The sequence below is a fragment of the Campylobacter sp. RM16192 genome, assembly GCF_004803855.2.
Taxonomy (GTDB): domain Bacteria; phylum Campylobacterota; class Campylobacteria; order Campylobacterales; family Campylobacteraceae; genus Campylobacter_A.
The window spans coordinates 1,559,853-1,581,515 of sequence record NZ_CP012552.1 but is presented as its reverse complement, the minus strand read 5'-3'; the positions used below and the strand labels follow the sequence as shown (position 1 = coordinate 1,581,515).

The window sequence follows — 21,663 nt, the reverse complement described above, 5'->3', positions numbered from 1 at the left end:
GGCTATGTTAAATTTCAAAACTATGTGCTAGAATTCGGCTTAAAGGGTTAAAATGTTTATCGGATATATGCTTTTAGGGATTTTTGTAGGTTTTGTTTCGGGATTTTTCGGTATTGGAGGCGGCGCGGTAGTCGTGCCTGCGATGATACTTTTGGGATACGATATCAAATACGCAATCGGTGTTAGCATAATGCAGATGGTATTTAGCTCCATCTTTGGTTCATTTGTAAATTTACGCTCCAAGATGCTTGATTTAAAGCCTGCTTTGGTGCTTGGGCTCGGGGGATTTTGCGGTGCGCTTAGCAGCGGATTTATAGTCTCTCACTTTTCGTCTAAATTTCTACTTGGCGCGCTTATTACCGCTCAGATGATAAATTTAACCAAGCTTTTAACTAGCCCGCTTGAGCCAAAAGGAGAGCAAAACAGCTCGCAAATTTTACTGTTTGCCATAGGGCTTATCACGGGAGCTGTCGCTATTAGCGTGGGTATCGGTGGATCGGTTTTTGTTATGCCCGCACTTATCGGCTTTTTAAACTATGATATCAAAAAAGCAGTCAGCACCGGGCTCTTTTTCGTCGTATTTAGCTCAACTGCGGGCTTTATCAGCCTTGCTTCACATGGGCTGGTTCATTACGATATAGGCGTTGCTATCGGAATTGGCTCTTTGTTTGGGGTGTATTTTGGCGTAAAGACATCACACGCCATAGATAAAAAGAAACAAAAATACTGGATGATCGCTCTTATAACGACCATCCTTGTAATTACGATTAGAAAATTTTTAATGGCTTAAAATATTTCAAACATGTGAGCTTGAGTTAACTTTCTTTCAAGATCTTTAACGTAATCACTCACAGCTTTATCAAACTCTTTTTTAGTTTGTGTTTTTACAACTGAATTATCGCTTGTAAGAGTAAAATTTAGCCCTCGCTCTTGCGCAAATTTGGCGGTTTGCTTGATGATATCTTCGGTGCTATTTTTGCCGTTAAATTTAAGAGCTATAAAAGCATCAAAATTTGATAAATTAAGAGCTCCGTTAAATGCATCTGCAGGCATTATAACAGGCTCGTTTGTCATGCTAAAGTATTCAAAATAGCCTACAACCCTTTCTTTTAGCCTGCTTTTACCTGCTTTATAAACTACCTTTTGCTTTTCATAAGTACTAAGTAGCGCGCAACTAGCCGCTAAAATTTCCATAAAGCCCATATAGGCAGACTTTATAGCATTTTCATCATCACCAAGCAAGGCTGCGACCTGAGCGAAATTAATGCTTGCAGGGTAAACATCGCTAAACACCTGATATAGCCAGTTGTAGTTTGGTTTCATCTGCTGATTTTTTGAATTTACATAGTGCCCATCTTTATCCTTGCTAAAGCCCGCAGCCAGATATATCCTACTTAGCTCTTCTACGCCGATATCTACGTGAAAATCCTCATCTATCAGCTCTTTATGCGTTATAAGGCTTTGTCTAAAAACCCGGTTTGTGAAAAAATCAATAGCCTGCTCTTTATCTATCCTGTTTGTAAAATTTGCATTAATATACTCATCAAAGCCTTCCAACCCAAGATCAGCCTTAAACACATCATCAAGATTGACATCACTTAGATACGCAAGCCCTTCGTCATCAAGCCTCTTTGCAAAGTCCTTGAAGTAGATCGGGTCGTTAAAAATTTCCAAATATTCATGCACGATATAAGAGTCTGATTTTATTTTTTCAATACCTTCGATGTGTTCAAGTAGCAACTTAGCGTTCATGAAATCAGCCTTTATGCCGTCTTTTGTGCAAAATTTCATATACTCTTTAAAGACGCTAAGAAGCTCTTTTGCTTTGTTTGCTCTTATTATTTCGCCTTCGTTTTCAAGCTCTTTGGTGCCAAACATCAAAAAATCCCTGATGATATCTTTTATCTTCCAGCCGGGATATACGTTGTAGCTTATGTATGCTATGCCGTTTGGACTAAGCAATTTTTTGATAGTTTTTAGTATCGCCTCTTTTACAAAATCAGGAACCCAACTATACACTCCGTGACAGATTATGTAGTCAAATTTGCCAAATTCTTTCACATCCTCATCATTTAGCTCGCAGATATCCTTTTGGATAAATTTTATATTATCCACGCGCATCTGTTTTGCAAGCTCTTTTGCTTTATTTATCTGAACTTCGCTTAGATCTATGCCGACAACTTTAGCGTCCGGATTTGCTATCGCAAAAGGAAATAAATTTCCGCCGTAACTGCATCCTATCTCCAAGACTTTAGCCTCTTTGCTACTTGGAGGATTAAAGGATAAAAAAGATGCGATAGCCTCGATTCGAGTCGGTGAGCATTCCGGAAAAGCCATAGAAAAATAGGGGAGATTGTCGTATGAATCTTGAATTTCTTTCATTAAAACCACCTTAAAATATTTTTATTGATTATATCTTAAATTTTCAAAATTAATTAGATATTTATACCGCTTTGATTAAAATAAATAACTTAAAATTTAGGCGATAATCATGAACGATACAATAAAAATCACAGGTGCGCGCGAGCACAACTTAAAAAATATAAATTTAGAAATTCCAAAGAACAAATTAGTAGTTTTTACGGGGCTTTCAGGCTCGGGCAAGAGCACTCTAGCCTTTGATACGCTTTATGCCGAGGGGCAAAGGCGTTATATCGAGAGTCTTTCTGCTTATGCAAGGCAGTTTTTGGATAAGGTCGGAAAGCCTGATGTGGATAAGATCGAAGGGCTAACGCCGGCAATCGCAATCGATCAAAAGACCACAAGTAAAAACCCTCGCTCTACAGTCGGCACAATAACCGAAATTTACGACTATCTGAGGTTGCTTTATGCGCGCGTTGGCATTCAGCATTGTCATCAGTGCGGTAAGCCGATCTCAAAGATGAGTGCAAGCGATATCATAAACGAAATTTCAAAGCTTCCTAAGGGCGCTAAAGTAGTGATTTACGCTCCGCTTGTGCGAGAAAAAAAGGGAACTTGGGCGGACTTAATCGAAAATTTGCGCGCAAAAGGCTTCGTAAGAGCCCAAATAGACGGTGTGATGGTAAGGCTTGATGAAGAAATCGAGCTAGCTAAAACTAAAAAGCACACCATAAAAGTCATAGTCGATCGCTTGGTTATCGATGATGAAAACCTTCAGCGTCTGGCTCAAGACGTAGAGAAGGCTTTGAGTGAGAGTTACGGCGAAGTCGAGATTGAGATAACTAATGCCGACGAGTTAAATTTAAAAGAGAAATTTATACATTACAGCGAGCATATGGCGTGCTTTGATTGCAAGATTTCATTTACTCCGCTTGAGCCGCTTAGCTTTAGTTTCAACTCTCCAAAAGGAGCTTGCGAGCATTGCGACGGACTTGGAATTCGCTACAGCCTTGATATGAATAAGATAATAGACGAGGAAAAAAGCGTAGAAACCGGCGCTATCAAGCTACTTTACGGCTACAATATGAGCTATTATTATAAATTTCTGCTTGCATTTTGCGAACAAAACGGCATCGACGTGAAAAAGCCATATTTTGAGCTAAGTGAAGATGAAAAGCGACTTGTGCTTTACGGCAACGCAAAAGAGGTTGAGTTTTTTTGGAAAAGACACAAGATAGCGCGTAAATTTGAAGGTGCGGTAAAGATCAGCTACGATTTGCTTAAAGACTCCAAGGATTTTGGCGAGTATATGAGCGAAAGAGGCTGCTCAAACTGCGGCGGACACAGGCTTAGACCGCAATCTTTAGCCGTGCGCGTAGCAGGGCTTGGGATCGGTGAAATTTTGGATATGAGTATAGAAAATTGCGTTGCGTTTTTCTCAGACTCTAGCAAATTTGACTATCTAAGCGAGCAAGATGGCATGATAGCTTCGCCTATATTAAAAGAGATAAACGAGCGACTTTATTTTCTTTATGACGTGGGGCTTGGCTATCTCTCGCTCGGGCGGGACGCGCGCACTATAAGCGGCGGAGAAGCGCAAAGAATTCGCATCGCAAGCCAGATAGGAAGTGGGCTAAGCGGCGTTATGTACGTGCTTGATGAGCCAAGCATCGGACTTCATGAAAGAGATACATTAAAGCTTATTAAAACTCTTAGAAATTTGCAGTCAAAAGGCAACTCCGTAATTGTAGTGGAGCATGATAAAAAGACGATAGAGGAGGCTGATTTTGTAGTTGATATCGGTCCAGCAGCGGGTAAATTTGGAGGCGAGATTATATTTAGCGGCGATGTAAAAAGCCTTATGCAGACCAACACCTCAACCGCTTTATATCTAAGCGGTGAGAAAAACATCAACTATCAAAAAAACAGAAAGCAAGAGAAGTGGATAGAAATTTCAAACGTAAATATCAACAATATCTCAAATTTAAGCGCTAAATTTCCGCTTAGAAATTTAGTCGGTATTACGGGTGTTTCGGGTTCGGGTAAAAGCTCGCTCATACTTCAAACCCTGCTTCCTGAAGCGCAAGAGCAGCTAAATAGAGCTAGAAAAGTTAAAAAGATAGCGGGCGTGAATTTAAGCGGACTTGAAAATTTAGATAAAGTTATCTACCTTGACCAAAGCCCGATAGGCCGCACGCCACGCTCAAATCCTGCGACATATACGGGCGTGATGGACGAGATAAGAAATCTCTTTGCGCAGACCAAGGAAGCAAAGCTTAGAGGCTACAAGATCGGGCGCTTTAGCTTTAATGTCAAGGGCGGCAGATGCGAGAAGTGCCAAGGTGAGGGCGAGATAAAGATAGAGATGCACTTTTTGCCCGATGTGATGGTGGTTTGTGATGCTTGTAATGGCTCCAGATATAATGCTCAGACGCTAGAAATTTTATACAAAGGCAAGAGTATTGCAGATGTGCTAAATATGAGTATCGATGAGGCGATAGAGTTTTTTAAAGCGGTTCCTAAAATTTACGCTAAGCTTAAAACCCTGCAAGACGTCGGGCTTGGCTACATCACGCTTGGGCAAAACGCAACCACGCTAAGCGGCGGCGAAGCTCAGCGCGTGAAGCTCTCAAAGGAGCTTGGTAGAAGCGATACTGGAAATACGCTTTATATACTCGATGAGCCTACTACGGGACTTCACTTTGCCGATGTCGATCGCCTTACGCAAGTGCTTCATCATCTAGTCGAGCTTGGAAATTCGGTATTTGTGATCGAGCATAATATGGACGTGATTAAAAATTGCGATTATATCGTTGATATGGGACCTGAAGGCGGCTCAAAAGGCGGCAAGATAATAGCCGTAGGAAGCGTTAAAGAGGTGGCTAAAAATCACAAAAAAACAGGCTCTTACACGGGTAAATTTTTAGCCGAGGAGCTTGAAGAGATGAAGGCTAAAAATGTCAAAAAAGATGCAAAGAGCGCTTGTCAAGTATCTTGAAATTTGCAAGCGCATACTAAGTGTAGCAAGCAGGCATACTAATAAAGAGGATTTTATCGCCGAAATCATAAATCAGATCTCGTTTAGGCATACAAAAGAGCTTTATGAAATTTGGTTTAAAGAGTGCCTTGAAAAGCGCGACTGGCAAGGCGTAAACAGCCTGATATTTCAGCAAAACCGCTTGGAGCTCATACCGGGTAGTGCAAGCGGATATGATCACTGCATTAGGTTTTCTAAGTTGCTAAATAGCGTTGCGTGCGGTGATTTTGAAGCTGTTAATAAAATTATCCCGCCCGATATCGTAGCTAGCAAAAACGGCTACACGCTGCTGGTTGTTGGCATAAATTTGTTCTTTGCGATGTGGTATAAAGATGAGGTTAAGCTTGAGGTGGCATTAAAGGTGGCTAGGAAATTTATAAGCTCAAAAAAGCCTGCCAATGAGCGAGCTCAAATTGCCTCTATAGTAGGAATTTGTGATAAGGACGCGGAATCGATAAGCGAAAATTTGCAAGCCTTTTGCGCGGGATATAATAAAACAGACGTTTTGCCTTACAAAAAGCTGCTTTGCATGCCTGCGCACGGCATTTACTGCCTTGCGAAAATTTTGCTTGACGAGGAAATTTTTAGTCAAATAAAAATGCCAAAACATCAAAATTTCTCCCGCGAATTTGCCGCTTGGCGAAATGAAAATCAAAAGCCTGAGCTAAATTTATACTTTACTTATCCAAAAGAGCTTGAAATTTTTAACCAAATTTTTATGCATCCGCCCGTAAAAAGCATGCTTCATCAGCCATATAAAGATCACGAGCGAGTGCCGTACTGGTATATTGATGAAAAAGCGATGGTAAGGGCTTTTGCAAAGCAGATCGCAGATAAATTAAGGAGTGAAATAAAATGAGACTTTGGACGATCAGTCCTGTTTATCTGGACGCAAAAGGTTTGGTAGCGCTATGGAGGGAGGCGCTTTTAGCAAAGCATGTTTTAAAGGGACTTACAAAGGGATATAAAAATCATCCGCAGCTTGATAGATTTTACGCGCACAAACGCCCAATAGATCTTATAAATGCATATTTGCAAGAGGTTTATGAGGAAGCCTCAAAAAGAGGATATAAATTTGATAAAAGCAAGATAGACGCCTTTAATAGCCAAAATTTATCGCCGGTGCAAGTTACCAGCGGTCAGATAGAGTATGAATTTGCGTTTTTGCAAGATAAGTTAAGGGTGCGAGACGCCCTGATGTATGAGCGAAATTTACGCGTGAGCGAAGTTGGGATAATGAGTATTTTTAAAGCTGTAAATGGAGATGTTGAGCCGTGGGAAAAGATAAAGAGCTAAAAGAAATTCCGCGCAAAGGTGCAAGATCGATAAGCGAAATTCCAAGCGAGATATTAGAAAAGCTAAATTCAGGTGAGATCCAAACGGCAAATTTGAACGAATGGCTCGCGGTTAATCAAGAAATTTTGCTTGCAAACGTGCTTGTGCAAATAAACAAAAGCGAATTTTTAGAGCAAACTTTAGCTCATATTAAAAGCCTTGAAAACAAAAGCGCAAATTCCGTTAGCAAAACGATCGGCGCCGAGCTTTTTAAGCTTGCAAGCGTGGATAAAAGCGGACAAATTTTAAAAGCTCTTAGCACTCACGGATCAGACACCGTGCGATGCTGGGCGGCTTATATGACGGCTTGCGATGAGAGTCTTGATATAAGAGCTACTCTTAACGCCGTAAGAGCATTTGCCGCAGACTCTCACTTTGGCGTTAGAGAGATCGCTTGGCTTTGCGTGCGAGGTAAAGTCATCTCAAATTTGGACGAAAGCATAGAAATTCTCTCAAAATTCGCACTTGATGAAGACGCTAATATCAGGCGATTTGCAAGCGAGGCTACATGACCGCGCGGAGTTTGGTGCGAGCATATATCGGCACTAAAAGCCGAGCCTTGGCGCGCACTAGCCATACTTGAGCCGCTTAAAAGCGATAGCTCAAAATATGTGCAAGATAGCGTGGCAAACTGGCTAAATGACGCGAGCAAAACACAAGCTGAATTTGTGTGTGAAATTTGCTCTCGGTGGAGCGAGCAAAGCAAAAGTAAGCAGACTGCCTATATCATAAAAAGAGCGCTTAGAACGCTAAATAAAAACTTTTTCAAAAACAAGGACGAGCAAAGACACTCATCCTTGCTAGGATATTATCAATATAGCTTAGTCCTAAATTCTTATATCCATCGCATGCGGACGTTTGTTAAGCCCTGGCATCAGCATAACTCCGCCGCTTATAACCACGATAAATCCCGCTCCCGCGCGAAGCTCAAGGCGATCAACTTCAAAGCTAAAGTCTCTAGCCCTGCCTAGAAGTTTTGGATCCGAGCTAAAGCTGTATTGCGTTTTTGCGATACAAACTGGCAAATTTGCTTTGCCTAAAGCCCTTATATCCTCCATATCTTCAAGCGCTTTTTGGCTAAATTTCACATCTTTTGCGCCGTAAATTTTAAGAGCTATCTTTTCTATTTTAGTTTGCACGTCATCATCTTTTTCGTAGGTGAAATTTATCTTTGGTGCGCTTTTAAACTCTACTATTTTTTGCGCTAGATCAAGAGCTCCCTCGCCACCCTTGGCAAAGCACTCGCAAATACTAAATTTCACCCTTTGCGCCTTGCAAATTTTGCTTATCAAGGCTACTTCGTCTTTGGTATCAAATGCAAAAAGATTAAGTGCAACTACGATATTTTGGTTAAAATTTTTTAAATTTTCGATGTGTCCTTTTAGATTTTCAGCTCCCTTTTCTAAGGCTTTTAAATTTTCGCTTGTGATGCTTTCTTTGCTTGCGCCGCCGTTATATTTAAGCGAGCGGATAGTAGTTACTAGTACCACAGCGGTGGGCGCTATGCCGGTTAGTGCGCATTTGATGTCAAGAAATTTTTGCGCTCCAAGCTCCGCGCCAAATCCCGCTTCAGTCACAACAAAATCAGCCAAATTTAAAGCGGTCTTAGTAGCTATCACACTGTTGCAGCCGTGAGCTATGTTTGCAAACGGGCCTGCGTGCATGAGCACCGGCGTGCCTTCAAGGGTTTGGACTAAATTTGGCTTCATCGCGTCTTTAAGCAGCAAGCAAACCGCGTCCACACACTCAAGATCCGCGCAAGTTACAGGGTTGCCATCTTCGTCGTAAGCTACTATCATGCGCCCAACACGCTCTTTTAAGTCGCTTATATCACTTGCAAGGCAGACTATCGCCATGATCTCGCTTGCGGCAGTTATGATAAATCCATCTTCCCTGCTTGCTTTGCTCGTTTTATCAATCCCTACGGTTATGCGCCTTAAGGCTCGGTCGTTCATGTCAAGGCAGCGTTTGTGCGTGATCTTGCTTGGATTTATGCGAAGCGGATTTTCGTGCTGAAGGCTGTTATCTATCATGGCTGAGATGAGGTTGTTTGCCGAAGTTATCGCATGAAAGTCGCCCGTAAAGTGCAAATTTATATCACCGCTTGGCGCAACTTGAGCGTATCCTCCGCCTGTCGCTCCACCTTTGATGCCAAACACAGGACCAAGGCTTGGCTCTCTAAGTGCGGCGCAGACTCTTTTATCAAGCCTACTTAAAGCGTCGCTAAGTCCTATGGTTACAGTTGTCTTGCCCTCTCCAAAGGGAGTTGGGTTTGTAGCCGTTACAAGGATCAAATTTGAGTCGCTAGCAGCCAAATTCGCAGCCACTTTAGCCTTAAATTTGCCAAAAAGCTCTAAATTTTCTTCATTTAAATTTAGCTTTTTAGCCACCTCTTTGATGTTTTTTAAATTTGCATTTTTCTATCTCGTGATCGCTTAGCACAAATTTCCTTAAAATTTTAGATTAGTTCAAAGATTAAAATTTATCAAAAAGATATGAAAAATTTGATTAAATTTGTCTGCAAATTTAAATTTCACAAGGAAAAGCCATGCAGCAGATAAATGTCTTGCTTTTTGATGACTACACCAGCCTTGATGCGCTTGGACCGCTTGAAGTGCTTTCAAGGCTTAAGCAGCACTATATGATAGATTATTTTTCGCTTGATGGAGAGGCGGTTAAAAGCTCCATAAACACGCAAATTTTAACTCGCAAAATAAGCGAGATAAAAAGCCACGATATCCTGCTGGTACCTGGTGGATTTGCGACAAGAGCACTTATAAATGATGAGCGGGTTTTAAGCGAATTAAGCAATTTGGCTAACGCCAGCAAGATAGTTTTAAGCGTCTGCACGGGCTCGGTTTTGCTCGCTTGCACAGGATGTTTAAAAGGCAAAAGAGCCACCAGTAACAAGTCATCTTGGGAATTTGTAACTGCATCAAGCAAGGACGTGGAGTGGATAAAGCCCGCTAGATGGCTAAAGGACGGCAAATTTTACACCTCAAGCGGAGTTGCGTCCGGCATTGATATGGCGCTTGGTTTTGTGGCTGAAATTCACGGAATAAAAACTGCGCGAGATATCGCAAAATCCATGGAATACATCTGGAATGAAGATATAAATTTCGATCCGTTTGCGTGAAAAATTTTAGGACATTAAAAGTAAAATTTGTAAAATAAAGATAGAATATATAAAAAATCAAGGAAAAATAATGAACGGCAAAAAAACTCTCACTATCATCGATACTTTCGGCTTTTTTTTCAGGCTTTATTATGCGATGCCAAACCTTAAAAACAAAGAGGGCAAGCCAAGCGGGATGGTGAGCGGATTTGCAAATTTCATTATGAATTTAAGGGATGAATTTCCAAGCGATTATATCATCTTTGCGCTAGATAGCAAGGGCAAGACACTTCGTCACGAGATGGCCGGCGAATACAAAGCCAACCGCGACGAGCCACCGGCACCGCTTAAAGAGCAGCTTCCAGTGTGTATAGAGATGATACGCCAGATGGGGCTTTGCGCTATGTCAAAAGAGGGTTATGAGGCTGATGACATCATCGCAACAGCTGTAAAAACGGCAAAAGAGCAAGACATCTTCGTGCGAATTGTAACGCACGATAAAGACCTTTATCAGCTTATCGAAGACGGCAAAGTAAGCATATATAGCCCGCAAAGCAAGATCGATCACGATAGTGCAAGCTGTGTGGAAAAGTATGGCGTGCTGCCTTCTCAAATTCGCGATTTTCTAGCCCTTACAGGAGATAGCTCAGATAATATCCCTGGCGTAAAAGGTATCGGTGCAAAGGGTGCCAAAAAACTGCTTGATGAGTTTGGAAACTTAGAAAATATCTATGAAAATTTAAGCTTTATAAGAAACGATCGCACAAGGCAGATGCTCGTTGATGATAGGGAAAATGCCTTTTTAAGCAAGCGGCTAACTTCGCTTTTTTACGATGCAGTTGAGATAACAAGCTTTGAAAATGCGCTATTTCCTACGCAAAATCCACTTTTAAAGGTTGCTGATCTCCTTCGCGAATACGACTTAAATCGCATACTAAAATCGCTTCAAAATAGCGAAGAAAACGCCGAATTTAAGCTTGGATTTAACGCGCATTTGCTAACTGAGGAAAGCGAGATAGAACGCTTGCTAGAAGACATCACGGATGAGACGATCGTGGCTTTTGATACCGAAACTACGGGCATTGACGCAAATAACGCTAAGATCGTGGGCTTTAGCTTTTGCTTTAACGACACCGATAGTTACTACGTGCCTATCGCTCATAACTATCTTGGAGTAGGCAAGCAAGTAAGTCCGAAATTTGCGGCTTGGGCTGTAGCGCAAATTTACAAAGGCTGCGTCATAGGGCAAAATTTAAAGTATGATTTTAAGGTCATAAAGCAAAATTTAAACCTAAATCCACCTAAAAATTTTAAAGATACGATGATCATGGCGTGGCTTATGGAGCCTTCGCAGGCTGTGGGTATGGACGCACTTGCAAAGAGGCTTTATGGCTATGATACAATCAAATTTGAGGATGTGGTTAAGCGTGGCGAAACGTTTGCCAGTGTTAGCCTTGAAAATGCCGCAAAATACGCGAGCGAAGACGCTTGGATAACGCTTAAATTTTATAATAGCTTTTTAAATCTGCTTGAGCCAAATTTGTTTAAGCTGGCAAATGAGCATGAATTCCCTTTTCTCATCACGCTTTTTGATATGGAAAATCGCGGCATCAAGCTAAACATACAAAAAATGCAAAATTTGATAATCCAAAATGACGCCACCATCAAGCGTCTCACTGCTGAAATTTATGAGCTAAGCGGCGAGAGCTTTAATATCAACTCCGTTAAACAACTTGGCGAAGTTCTCTTTGAGAGGCTAAATTTGCCTGCTAAGAAAAAGACTAAAACAGGCTACAGCACCGATGAAGCCGTGCTTACCGAGCTGCTTGAGGCTCATCCGGTTATAGCTAAACTGCTTGAGTACCGCGAAATTTACAAGCTTCAAAGCACATACTGCGAACCGCTTTTAAATTTGGCTAAAAACGATGAAAACAGCCGAATTTATACAAATTTTATGCAAACTGGCACCAGTACAGGTAGGCTTTCAAGCAAAAATCCAAATCTACAAAACATCCCTGCGCGTGGAAGCCTAGCTTATGAGGTGCGTGAAACATTTGAGGCAAAGGATGGATATAGCCTTGTGGGGCTTGATTACTCGCAAATCGAGCTTAGGTTGCTTGCGCATTTTAGCAAGGATAACGCGCTTCTTAAGGCATTTGCAAATGATGAGGATATACACGCAAGAACGGCGATTAGCATATTTGGAGAGAGTAATACGCAAAATAGAGCCGTAGCAAAGAGCATAAATTTCGGACTTATTTATGGAATGGGCTCAAGCAAGCTTGCAGCTCAAGTGGGCATCTCGCGCGCTGAGGCAAAAGAGTATATCGAGCGTTATTTTAAGGCTTTTCCGAGCATTAAGGGCTTTTTAGAAAGCATTAAAACTGAAGCTAAAAACAACGGATTTGTAACTACTTTGCTTGGTCGCAAAAGATTTTTTGACTTTAGCACGGCAACTCCTATGCAGCTTGCTATGTATGAACGTGAGGCGGTAAATACGATATTTCAAGGCTCGGCCGCAGATATTATCAAGCTTGCGATGGTAAAAATTAGCAAAATTTTAAACGAGCGCGCAAATATGCTGCTTCAAATTCACGATGAGCTTATATTTGAAGTTGAAGATAGCTTTGCGCAGGAATTCGGAGAGCAGGCAAAGGCTATAATGCAAGATATTTACAAGCTTAATGTGCCACTTAAAACATCGCTAAATATCGCGAAAAATTGGGGCGATTTGAAGTAATATTATATGACAATACTTATCTTAAATTTATATCAGCTTTAAGATAAGTATTATTAATTTTTTATTCTAGTGTCTTTATAGTGATATTTTTATCAAAAAAATAATCTGAAATTATTCTATTAAAGTATAATTTTAATTTAAAAAAGTAAATTTTAAGCTAATTTACTCTTAATAATTGGTAAAATTGCAACATAACTCTTAAATAGAACATTCCAAAGGAGGATTGATGGAGTTTTTGACTAGTTTAAGCGAAGGCACGCAGTTTGCCATTCAGCTTTTAGTTGTTCTTATCTGCTTATTTTACGGAGCTAAAAAGGGCGGTATAGCGCTTGGTTTGCTAGGCGGTATAGGACTTATTGTTTTGGTATTCGGCTTTCACATTCAGCCTGGCAAGCCCGCAATAGCAGTTATGCTTACTATCCTTGCGGTAGTTGTTGCGAGTGCGACATTACAGGCAAGCGGCGGACTTGATGTTATGCTTCAAATTGCGGAGAGAATTTTAAGGAAAAATCCAAAATACGTAAGTATTCTAGCACCTTTTGTAACGTGCTTTTTAACTATACTTTGCGGAACTGGACACGTTGTATATACGATTTTGCCTATTGTTTATGATATAGCTATTAAAAACGGAATTCGTCCTGAGCGTCCAATGGCTGCAAGTTCTATTTGCGCACAAATGGGTATCATAGCAAGCCCGGTTTCAGTTGCAGTTGTAACCTTAACCGCATTTTTGGTAAGCTCAAAAACTCAACTTGCCGGTTTTGATGGATATTTAGATCTTCTTAAAATCACTATACCTTCGACATTTTGTGGTGTATTAGCTGTTGGAATTTTCAGCTGGTTTAGAGGTAAAGATCTTGATAAAGACGAAGAATTTCAAGAGAAGATCAAAGATCCTGAGTTTAAAAGATATGTTTATGGAGAGAATGCGTCTTTACTTGGACAAAAACTTCCTCAATCAAGTTGGAATGCAATGTGGATATTTTTAGGCGCTATTGCCGTTGTTGCATTACTTGGATACTTCAAAGAGTACCGCCCGGCATGGCCAAAATCAAACCCTGCAAAGATAGTTGAAGTAGTTGCTGATAGTAAAACTGTTAAGAGCTTTAATGTAAAAGACGGCAAGATAGTTGCTGTATTAAAAGATGGCAAGATAGAAGAGACTGTCGCATCCAGCAAAGCAAAAAGCTCTATGAGTTATGATAGCATTGAAATTTATAGTAAAGATGGCAAGCTAACTCAAAGCTTAAAATCTGAAAATGGTGGAGTAGTATTAACAGTAGGTGATAAGAGCGAGACTCTGGCTTCAGCTAAAATAGTCGTTAAAGATAGTTTGAAAAAACCTGCTCCTATGGGCATGGTAGATGTTATTCAAATTTTTATGTTACTTGCTGGAGCTTTAATAGTAATATTTACTAAAACCGATGCAAACAAAATTAGTAAAAATGAAATTTTCCGCTCAGGTATGATAGCTCTTGTTGCGGTATTTGGAATTTCATGGATGGCTGAAACTATGTTTGCTGTTCATACTCCGATGATGAAAGAAGCTCTTGGGGATATTGTTAAAGAGCATCCTTGGACATATGCAGTTATGCTACTTTTAGTGTCAAAATTTGTTAACTCTCAAGCTGCTGCATTGGTTGCCTTTGTGCCTCTAGCTCTTGGTATAGGTGTTAGTCCTGCGGTAATACTTGCCTTTGCGCCTGCTTGCTATGGATACTATATACTTCCAACCTATCCAAGTGACCTTGCTGCTATTCAGTTCGATCGCTCTGGAACAACAAAAATTGGCAAGTATGTTATAAATCATAGTTTCATTATTCCTGGACTTATTGGTGTATTCTCGTCATGCTTATTTGGCTGGATATTCGCAAGTCTGTATGGATATATGGGCTAAATTTAGAGTTTTAATTTGCTTAAGTCTCTTAAAGAGACTTAAGCAATATTTATTATGGTTGTAAGTGTTACCAAATAATATATTGTTAAGCTATATTGTGAACTAAAACAGATAATCTTGCGATATTTTTACAATATTTTATAGTTTTGGTGGTATACTTGAACAACCATAAATATTTTTTAAATATATTAAAGAATGGATAAATATTGAAAAGACCGAATAGCTATTGGAATCATCAGATAGAATCCCAAGAGGGAAGTATTGAACGAATGATGAAAGATGAGCTTATGAGAAAGAAAGCAAATGAAAAAAACCAAAAAAATATTACTAGAACATTTGAAGAAAGGATGGATTTTTATATAACATCTAGCATTGCTATAATGAGTTTTATTTTAGTTGGTTTTGTATTAAAATATATGATTTGATTTAATACAATTACTTATTTTTTAATCTATCTCCAAATTTTTCTCTATCGCTCATATAAACAAAGCTCAGCACCTCCGCAACAGCTCTAAATAATTCGGTAGGAATCATTTCATTTACATCGCACATTTTATAAAGCTCTCTTGCAAGCGGTGGATTTTCGACTATCTTAACTCCATTATTTATACCGATTTCCTTTATGCGAAGTGCTAGAAAATCAACTCCTTTTGCCAAAATTACTGGAGCTTTTTCTTTGGTTTTATCGTATCTTAGTGCGATTGCATAATGTGTAGGGTTAGTTATTATTACATCGGCATCAGGAATATTTTGCATCATTCTTTTGCGACTTGCTTCCATTTGAAGGCGACGAATTCGGCTTTTAACTTGTGGATCTCCCTCCATTTGCTTGTATTCGTCTTTGACTTCTTGCTTTGTCATTCTTAAGTCTTTAAAGTATTGAAATCTGACTATCATTAAATCGGCTATGCCTATTACAAACAATACTATCAGCATAACAAAAGCTAGGATAATCATCTTTTCTTTAAGCCATTCAAGCTGTGCTATCATAGGTAAAAATATAGTGTGTGGAAGCTCTTTGATAAAGCTTAAAAACATATAAAATCCAACTCCAAAAACTATAGTAACCTTTGTAATCATTTTTATAGCTTCTATAATTTTTTTCATTGAAAATAGATTTTTAAGACCTTTTATGGGATTTATTTTATTTAAATTTGGCTCAAGCGGTTTTGTTGTGAATATGAAACCAAATTGCATAGTATTGGCTAAAATTCCTGCTATTATGACACAAAATGTTATAGGCAATACCATTAAAAGCACCCTTAGCATTGAAACTAAAACTATGTCATACAATAGCTTGGCATCAATTTCTTGCCCTATTAGCCCTTGATAATAGATATATAAAGCAAAGAATTGATCTCCCAAAAAACCAAGGAGTAAAATTACTGCAAAAATCGCCACAAAAAGTATAATAAAACCTGCAAAATCTTGACTTTTAGGGACGTTACCGTCCTTTTTGGCATCTTCTATCTTTTTGGAGGTGGCTTCTTCGGTTTTCTCTTGATCGCTATCGGCCATTACTTGTTCTTAATTATTGATTTTTAAATTTTAGTTTTGATGATATTTTTGGGATAAATTTTAAGATATTTTACTCCTATATTAAATTTAGCAATTATAACAATTAAAAATTTTTTTAAATTTAAAAAAATTAAAATATTATTTTAAATAAGAGATATTTTATCCTAAATACTTATAATTATTGAAAAATAAATTTTTATAACTAATAAAATTTATTAGAAATTAATTTAAAACATTTTATAATTGCCACACTTTTTTAAATTTAATTCAAGGAGAAAAGTTATGAAAAATAAAATTTTCTTGTTAGGTTCAGTTGTTTTAGCAAATTCTCTTTTTGCAAATGACTTGATTAAAGAAGCACTTGATGCAGGTCTTGTGGCAATTCCAAGTAATCCAAAAGCACTTACAAAGATGATAAATGATGCTTCACCTGATTCAAAAGAGTTTCCTACAACAATGGCTGCTTATGAGCTTGGTAAAAGGCTTTATTTTGATCCGCGCCTTTCAAAATCAGGCATCATCAGCTGTAACACCTGTCACAATTTAGGACTTGGCGGAGTTGATGGAATTCCTGCTTCAACAGGTCACAAATGGATGCCAAACCCACATCACGTAAACGCACCTACAGTTTATAATTCGGTATTTAACTCAGTTCAGTTTTGGGATGGACGCGCAGCTCACCTTGCAGCTCAAGCGGCTGGTCCTATGACGGCTCTTCCTGAAATGGCTTCAACTCCTGAACTTGTAGTGGATAGACTTAAGTCGATTCCTGCTTATGTAGCTGAGTTTAAAAAAGCATTTAATAGCGAAATAAATTTTGACCTTGTAACAACTGCGATTGGAATTTTTGAAAGAACGCTTGTAACTCCTTCAAGATTTGACAAATTCCTAGAAGGTGACAAGAGTGCACTAAATGAAGCTGAGAAAAAAGGCTTAAAAGTGTTTTTGGATAAGGGTTGCGCATCTTGCCATAATGGCATAAATTTAGGCGGAACTCTTCAGCCATTTGAGGTTGCAGGCAAGTATGAATTCGCAAACGTTGGCGATTTTAAAGGTGATGCAAATGGAATGGTTAAAGCTCCTACACTTCGCAACGTAAAGCTAACTGCGCCATACTATCACAACGGAGCTATATGGTCGCTAAATGACGCTGTTAAAGCGATGGGAAGCATACAGCTTGGAATAAATATTAATGATGTTGAAGCTGCTAGCATAGTGACATTTTTAAATTCGCTTACAGGAACCATGCCAAAGGTTGAATACCCAATGTTCCCTGCTTCAACAGATAAAACTTCAAAACCTGAGCTAGACTACTAAAATTTATGATCGGGAGGTTCTCCTCCTGATTAAATTCAACTTAAATTTATAAAAAAAGTATATAATTCACTCCTTATAACCAACAAAGCTCCACAAATCTTTTAAATCAAAAGTGCTTTTTGGTAACTTACCAAAGAAGGGATAGCAATGTCAAAATATGCTATTATAAAACACAGCGGCAAGCAGTACAGAGTGAGCGAGGGCGAGTACCTTAAACTCGATCGCTTTGAAGCCGAAGCAAAATCTAGCGTCGAAATTACAGATGTTCTAGCTGTAAATGACGGCGAGATAAAGGTAGGTGCGCCGTTTGTTAAGGGTGCAAAAGTTGTCTTAGAGGTCGTAAATTTAGGTAAAGACAAAAAAGTCGTAATCTACAAAAAACGCAGAAGAAAAGACTCAAAACTTAAACGCGGTTTTAGAAGACAGTATACACGCGTTAAAGTAGTAAGTATCACAGCCTAAGGAGATTAAGATATGGCACACAAAAAAGGTCAAGGTTCTACCCAGAATAACCGAGATTCCATCGGTCGCCGCTTAGGCGTTAAGAAATTTGGCGGCGAATTCGTTCGCGCTGGAAATATCATCATCCGCCAAAGAGGCACAGCGACTCACGCTGGCGAAAACGTTGGTCTTGGTAAAGATCATACGATATTCGCACTTATTGACGGATATGTAAAATTCGAGAGAAAAGATAAAACAAGAAAAAAAGTTTCTGTTTATCCAGCTGCTTAAATTTTTAGGAGGGCCTAGCTCTCCTTTTCTTCATTAAATTTTTACAAAAATATTTTACTCTTGCTGCTAAATCAAATTAAATACCGTTATGTTATAAATTTATGTTAGGCAGATTTATAATTGTGAGAATTTTAAAATCAAATTTTAATCAACAAAAAGGTATAATGAAAAGAAAATTTTAAGGTAAATTTATGTTTATAGATAGTGTAAGTTTGACATTAAGCTCAGGTCACGGCGGAGCTGGTGCGGTTAGCTTTAGACGTGAAAAGCACGTTATACTAGGCGGACCTGATGGTGGAGATGGTGGAGATGGTGGAGATGTGTATTTTATCGTTGATAACAACACCCACACACTAGCTGCATATAAAGGAAAACGTGCACTAAAGGCTCAAGACGGAGAGCCTGGCATGGGTCGCAGAATGACCGGTAAAAAAGGCGAAAATTTAGAGCTTATAGTCCCTCCAGGAACTGCCGTATATGATGCTGATAGCGGAGAGCTTTTGCTTGATTTAACGCAGCAAGGCGAGCGCAAGATGTTTTTAAAAGGCGGCAAAGGCGGACTTGGCAACGTACATTTTAAAAGCTCTACTAACCAAGCTCCTGAATACGCTCAAAAGGGCACTCCTGAAGAAATTTGCAATGTGCGTCTTGAGTTAAAACTGATCGCTGATGTGGGACTTGTAGGCTTTCCAAATGTAGGTAAATCAACGCTTATATCAACCGTTTCAAACGCAAAACCACAGATAGCAAACTATGAATTTACAACACTTACACCAAAGCTAGGCCTTGTGGAAGTTGATGAGTTTAACGGCTTTGTTATGGCTGATATTCCCGGTATTATCGAGGGGGCAAGCGACGGACGCGGGCTTGGAATTCAGTTTTTAAAGCACATCGAGCGAACTAAAATTTTACTTTATATGCTTGATCTTGCAAACTACCGCACTCTTGAAGAGCAGTTTAACACGCTTAAAGCCGAGGTTAGCAAATTTTCAAGCGAGCTTGCAAGCAGAAAATACGCCGTTGCACTAACCAGAATGGATGCCTGCAAAGAGATAGATAAAATTTCAGCTTTCATCGAAAATTTGGGACTTGGCAACGAGCTTTTAAGCTATAAACAAGATATTTATGAGTTTGATGCAAACAAGCCGTTTTTCATCATGCCTATATCTTCTGCAAGCGGTGAAAATATAAATGAGCTTAAATTTGCACTTTTAGAGCTTTTAAAAGCCGAAAAATAATCTGTTTAAGCTAGTAGGCGAAATGATGCAAAAACAAACAAATATCGTTTTTATGGGAACACCGGAGTATGCTACTAAAATTTTAAGAGCACTTGTTGAGGCTAAATTTAGCGTCTTAGCGGTTTTTACTCAGCCTGATAAACCTGTCGGAAGGAAGCAAATTTTAACTCCAAGTAGTGTTAAGGTTTATAGTGAGGCAAATTTGCCTAATGTGCCTATCTGTCAGCCAAAAACTCTGCGCGATGAAGCATTGGTTGCGCAAATTTCAAGCTTGAAACCTGATTTTATAGTGGTTGCGGCTTACGGCAAAATTTTGCCAAAAGCCATTCTTGATATCGCTCCTTGTATAAATTTGCACGCTTCGATTTTGCCGAAATACCGCGGCGCAAGTCCGATTCAAAGCGCGATTTTAGAAGGCGAAAAACAAACTGGAGTAACGGCTATGCTTATGAACGAAGGGCTTGATACAGGCGATATGCTTGATTTTGTCTATACGAACTGCGAAAACAAAATGGCGCAAGAACTTTTTAGCGAACTTGGCGATATGGCAGGCGAACTAATAGTAAAAACGCTCTTAAATTTTCAAAATTTAACCCCTATCAAGCAAGATGACAACCTCGCAACCGAATGTAAAAAGATACAAAAAACGGACGGGCTTTTTAGCTTTAACGAAGATGCACATGAAATTTATAATAAATTTAGAGCGCTTACTCCTTGGCCGGGAATTTATCTTGAGAGCGGACTTAAAATTTTATCTTTGGAGCTATTTGAAGGCTCAAGCGGTGAAGCAGGAGAGATTTTAAGCATTTATAAAGATAGTTTTGTGGTGGGTTGCAATAGCGGAGCCGTTAAAATTTACTCCCTGCAAGAGCCCGCTAAAAAGGCCGTCGATGCAAATTCTTATATAAACGGCAAACGCCTTAGAGCGGGCGATAAAATTTTATGATAAGAGATGATTTTGGTAATTGAATTTGTTGATTCAATCCCGTCAACACAGGAATTTGTCTGCGAAGGCGTGCGTGCAGAAGCGATAAAGCCGCCTTTTATGATCGTTGCAAACGAGCAAACCAAAGGCATAGGCAGCAGAAATAACGAGTGGCAAGGATTTAGAGGGAATTTGTTTTTTTCTTTTTGTGTGGATAAGAGCTTTTTGCCAAATGATTTGCATGAGGCCTCCATATCTATTTATTTTTCGATGATTATGCGTGAATTCTTAGCTTCGCAAGGTTCTGAAATTTGGATTAAGTGGCCCAATGATTTTTATATAGAAGATAAAAAAATCGGCGGAACAATTACTTCAAAGATAAGCGAAAATTATATTTGCGGCATGGGCTTAAATCTCGTCGGTGCACCAAAAAATGCGGGTATTTTGGATATACAAATTAGTCAAAATGAAGCAGTTTGGGGATTTTGTGAATTATTAGAAAAAAAGATTTTATGGAAGCAGATTTTTAGCAAATTTAGGTTAGACTTTCAGAAATCAAAAAAATTCATCACGCATATAGACGGGCAAGAGATATCGCTGCAAGATGCAGAAATTTGCGATGATGGAGCTATTTTAGTAAATGAAAAAAAGGTGTATTCTTTAAGATGAGCGAGATAATAACCATAGCAAACCAAAAAGGCGGTGTGGGCAAAACGACAACAGCGGTAAATTTGGCGGCTTCTTTGGCGGTTGCGGAAAAGAGAGTTTTACTCATAGATATCGATCCTCAGGCAAATGCGACTACGGGAATGGGCTTTAGCAGAAATGACTATGAATACAATATCTATCACGTTTTAACAGGGCGCAAGAAGCTTTCTCAGATAGTTCTAAAAACTGAAATTCCTACACTTTTTCTAGCTCCTTCAAACATCGGTTTAGTGGGTATCGAGCAGGAATTTAACGATCAGAGTAAGGATTATAAGCTAATCCTTAAAAATAAAATCGCCGAAGTTTCGCACGAGTATGATTTTATCATTATTGATAGCCCACCGGCTCTTGGAAGCATAACCGTAAACGCACTAAGTGCGAGCGATAGCGTGATCATACCTATACAATGCGAATTTTACGCACTTGAAGGCTTGGCGCAAATTTTAAATACGGTTAAGATAATCAAAAAAACGATAAATCCAAAGCTTAATATAAAGGGCTTTTTGCCTACGATGTATAGCTCGCAAAATAATCTTGCAAAAGAGACTGTAGCTAATCTAAGACAGCATTTTGAAAATAAGCTTTTTAGAAGTAAGGATGGAAGCGGAGAGTTTGTAATAGTCCCTAGAAATGTAAAGCTTGCGGAGTCTCCAAGCTTTGGCAAGCCTGTAATACTCTATGATATAAAATCTCCTGGCTCTCAAGCCTATCAAAATTTAGCCTATGCAATCTTAGGATAA

General features: G+C 39.2%; 18 protein-coding genes and 1 pseudogene. 16 read left to right on the top strand and 3 right to left on the bottom strand.

The features are described 5' to 3' along the window. Window positions 1–52: 52 nt before the first annotated feature. Window positions 53–790: a sulfite exporter TauE/SafE family protein gene (locus CDOMC_RS08380; protein ID WP_172129289.1), complete on the top strand. Its 738-nt coding sequence runs from the start codon at window positions 53–55 to the stop codon at window positions 788–790. On the opposite strand, the gene CDOMC_RS08375 is transcribed toward CDOMC_RS08380, so the two are convergent. Continuing rightward, window positions 787–2,382, bottom strand: coding sequence for a class I SAM-dependent methyltransferase (locus CDOMC_RS08375; protein ID WP_172129287.1), 1,596 nt, complete (start codon window positions 2,380–2,382; stop codon window positions 787–789). The genes CDOMC_RS08380 and CDOMC_RS08375 overlap by 4 nt on opposite strands. Before the next feature lie 109 nt (window positions 2,383–2,491). On the opposite strand from CDOMC_RS08375, the gene uvrA reads away from it, so the two are divergent. From uvrA to CDOMC_RS08355, 4 genes are read left to right on the top strand one after another with little or no spacing between them, the layout of a single operon-like run. Continuing rightward, window positions 2,492–5,359 (top strand): excinuclease ABC subunit UvrA, encoded by a 2,868-nt coding sequence (uvrA, locus tag CDOMC_RS08370; RefSeq protein ID WP_172129285.1) that lies wholly within the window; start codon window positions 2,492–2,494, stop codon window positions 5,357–5,359. Then, window positions 5,319–6,257 carry a hypothetical protein gene (locus CDOMC_RS08365; RefSeq protein ID WP_172129283.1) on the top strand — a complete coding sequence of 313 codons (939 nt, stop codon included), beginning with the start codon at window positions 5,319–5,321 and terminating at the stop codon, window positions 6,255–6,257. The genes uvrA and CDOMC_RS08365 overlap by 41 nt, the downstream gene beginning before the upstream one ends. Continuing rightward, window positions 6,254–6,694 (top strand): pyrimidine dimer DNA glycosylase/endonuclease V, encoded by a 441-nt coding sequence (locus CDOMC_RS08360; protein ID WP_172129281.1) that lies wholly within the window; start codon window positions 6,254–6,256, stop codon window positions 6,692–6,694. Before CDOMC_RS08365 ends, CDOMC_RS08360 begins: the two co-directional genes overlap by 4 nt. Further along, window positions 6,673–7,245, top strand: a complete 573-nt coding sequence (locus tag CDOMC_RS08355) for a hypothetical protein (RefSeq protein ID WP_218975674.1) — start codon at window positions 6,673–6,675, stop codon at window positions 7,243–7,245. Before CDOMC_RS08360 ends, CDOMC_RS08355 begins: the two co-directional genes overlap by 22 nt. Window positions 7,246–7,560: 315 nt before the next feature. On the opposite strand, the pseudogene CDOMC_RS08350 reads toward CDOMC_RS08355, so the two are convergent. Continuing rightward, window positions 7,561–9,175, bottom strand: a pseudogene (locus CDOMC_RS08350) (formate--tetrahydrofolate ligase). A gap of 106 nt (window positions 9,176–9,281) precedes the next feature. On the opposite strand from CDOMC_RS08350, the gene CDOMC_RS08345 reads away from it, so the two are divergent. The 4 genes from CDOMC_RS08345 (at window position 9,282) to CDOMC_RS08330 (ending at window position 14,910) form a co-directional block, all read left to right on the top strand. After that, entirely contained in the window at window positions 9,282–9,869 is a 588-nt protein-coding gene (locus tag CDOMC_RS08345) for a DJ-1/PfpI family protein (RefSeq protein ID WP_172129280.1), read from the top strand. 70 nt (window positions 9,870–9,939) lie between these two features. After that, window positions 9,940–12,588, top strand: a complete 2,649-nt coding sequence (polA, locus tag CDOMC_RS08340) for a DNA polymerase I (protein ID WP_172129279.1) — start codon at window positions 9,940–9,942, stop codon at window positions 12,586–12,588. Between the two features lie 226 nt (window positions 12,589–12,814). Further along, entirely contained in the window at window positions 12,815–14,485 is a 1,671-nt protein-coding gene (locus CDOMC_RS08335) for an anaerobic C4-dicarboxylate transporter (RefSeq protein WP_172129278.1), read from the top strand. A gap of 206 nt (window positions 14,486–14,691) precedes the next feature. Beyond that, on the top strand, window positions 14,692–14,910 hold the full coding sequence (locus CDOMC_RS08330) for a hypothetical protein (protein ID WP_172129277.1): 219 nt from the start codon (window positions 14,692–14,694) through the stop codon (window positions 14,908–14,910). 10 nt (window positions 14,911–14,920) lie between these two features. Here CDOMC_RS08330 and flhB read toward each other — a convergent pair whose 3' ends face one another. After that, window positions 14,921–16,003, bottom strand: a complete 1,083-nt coding sequence (gene flhB / locus CDOMC_RS08325) for a flagellar biosynthesis protein FlhB (RefSeq protein ID WP_172129276.1) — start codon at window positions 16,001–16,003, stop codon at window positions 14,921–14,923. A gap of 282 nt (window positions 16,004–16,285) precedes the next feature. Between flhB and CDOMC_RS08320 the strand changes: the two genes are divergently transcribed. The 7 genes from CDOMC_RS08320 (at window position 16,286) to CDOMC_RS08290 (ending at window position 21,663) form a co-directional block, all read left to right on the top strand. Continuing rightward, complete coding sequence (locus tag CDOMC_RS08320; protein ID WP_172129275.1) at window positions 16,286–17,320, top strand: cytochrome-c peroxidase; 1,035 nt, start codon at window positions 16,286–16,288, stop codon at window positions 17,318–17,320. A 147-nt stretch (window positions 17,321–17,467) separates the two neighbouring features. Then, the gene (gene rplU, locus CDOMC_RS08315) at window positions 17,468–17,782 is read left to right on the top strand and encodes a 50S ribosomal protein L21 (protein ID WP_172129274.1); all 315 of its coding nucleotides are present in this window, start codon (window positions 17,468–17,470) and stop codon (window positions 17,780–17,782) included. 12 nt (window positions 17,783–17,794) lie between these two features. Next, on the top strand, window positions 17,795–18,052 hold the full coding sequence (gene rpmA, locus CDOMC_RS08310; RefSeq protein ID WP_172129273.1) for a 50S ribosomal protein L27: 258 nt from the start codon (window positions 17,795–17,797) through the stop codon (window positions 18,050–18,052). A 191-nt stretch (window positions 18,053–18,243) separates the two neighbouring features. After that, window positions 18,244–19,290 (top strand): GTPase ObgE, encoded by a 1,047-nt coding sequence (gene obgE / locus CDOMC_RS08305; RefSeq protein WP_172129271.1) that lies wholly within the window; start codon window positions 18,244–18,246, stop codon window positions 19,288–19,290. A gap of 25 nt (window positions 19,291–19,315) precedes the next feature. Further along, entirely contained in the window at window positions 19,316–20,236 is a 921-nt protein-coding gene (gene fmt / locus CDOMC_RS08300; protein WP_442861610.1) for a methionyl-tRNA formyltransferase, read from the top strand. Between the two features lie 6 nt (window positions 20,237–20,242). Then, the gene (locus CDOMC_RS08295; RefSeq protein WP_172129268.1) at window positions 20,243–20,884 is read left to right on the top strand and encodes a biotin--[acetyl-CoA-carboxylase] ligase; all 642 of its coding nucleotides are present in this window, start codon (window positions 20,243–20,245) and stop codon (window positions 20,882–20,884) included. After that, entirely contained in the window at window positions 20,881–21,663 is a 783-nt protein-coding gene (locus CDOMC_RS08290) for a ParA family protein (RefSeq protein ID WP_172129267.1), read from the top strand. The genes CDOMC_RS08295 and CDOMC_RS08290 overlap by 4 nt, the downstream gene beginning before the upstream one ends.

What these genes read in the sequence shown, in the direction of transcription:
- CDOMC_RS08380 (WP_172129289.1), top strand. Translation starts at nt 53, where the DNA reads ATGTTTATCGGATATATGCTTTTAGGGATTTTTGTAGGTTTTGTTTCG.
- CDOMC_RS08375 (WP_172129287.1), bottom strand. Translation starts at nt 2,382, where the DNA reads ATGAAAGAAATTCAAGATTCATACGACAATCTCCCCTATTTTTCTATG.
- uvrA (WP_172129285.1), top strand. Translation starts at nt 2,492, where the DNA reads ATGAACGATACAATAAAAATCACAGGTGCGCGCGAGCACAACTTAAAA.
- CDOMC_RS08365 (WP_172129283.1), top strand. Translation starts at nt 5,319, where the DNA reads ATGTCAAAAAAGATGCAAAGAGCGCTTGTCAAGTATCTTGAAATTTGC.
- CDOMC_RS08360 (WP_172129281.1), top strand. Translation starts at nt 6,254, where the DNA reads ATGAGACTTTGGACGATCAGTCCTGTTTATCTGGACGCAAAAGGTTTG.
- CDOMC_RS08345 (WP_172129280.1), top strand. Translation starts at nt 9,282, where the DNA reads ATGCAGCAGATAAATGTCTTGCTTTTTGATGACTACACCAGCCTTGAT.
- polA (WP_172129279.1), top strand. Translation starts at nt 9,940, where the DNA reads ATGAACGGCAAAAAAACTCTCACTATCATCGATACTTTCGGCTTTTTT.
- CDOMC_RS08335 (WP_172129278.1), top strand. Translation starts at nt 12,815, where the DNA reads ATGGAGTTTTTGACTAGTTTAAGCGAAGGCACGCAGTTTGCCATTCAG.
- flhB (WP_172129276.1), bottom strand. Translation starts at nt 16,003, where the DNA reads ATGGCCGATAGCGATCAAGAGAAAACCGAAGAAGCCACCTCCAAAAAG.
- CDOMC_RS08320 (WP_172129275.1), top strand. Translation starts at nt 16,286, where the DNA reads ATGAAAAATAAAATTTTCTTGTTAGGTTCAGTTGTTTTAGCAAATTCT.
- rplU (WP_172129274.1), top strand. Translation starts at nt 17,468, where the DNA reads ATGTCAAAATATGCTATTATAAAACACAGCGGCAAGCAGTACAGAGTG.
- rpmA (WP_172129273.1), top strand. Translation starts at nt 17,795, where the DNA reads ATGGCACACAAAAAAGGTCAAGGTTCTACCCAGAATAACCGAGATTCC.
- obgE (WP_172129271.1), top strand. Translation starts at nt 18,244, where the DNA reads ATGTTTATAGATAGTGTAAGTTTGACATTAAGCTCAGGTCACGGCGGA.
- fmt (WP_442861610.1), top strand. Translation starts at nt 19,316, where the DNA reads ATGCAAAAACAAACAAATATCGTTTTTATGGGAACACCGGAGTATGCT.
- CDOMC_RS08295 (WP_172129268.1), top strand. Translation starts at nt 20,243, where the DNA reads ATGATTTTGGTAATTGAATTTGTTGATTCAATCCCGTCAACACAGGAA.
- CDOMC_RS08290 (WP_172129267.1), top strand. Translation starts at nt 20,881, where the DNA reads ATGAGCGAGATAATAACCATAGCAAACCAAAAAGGCGGTGTGGGCAAA.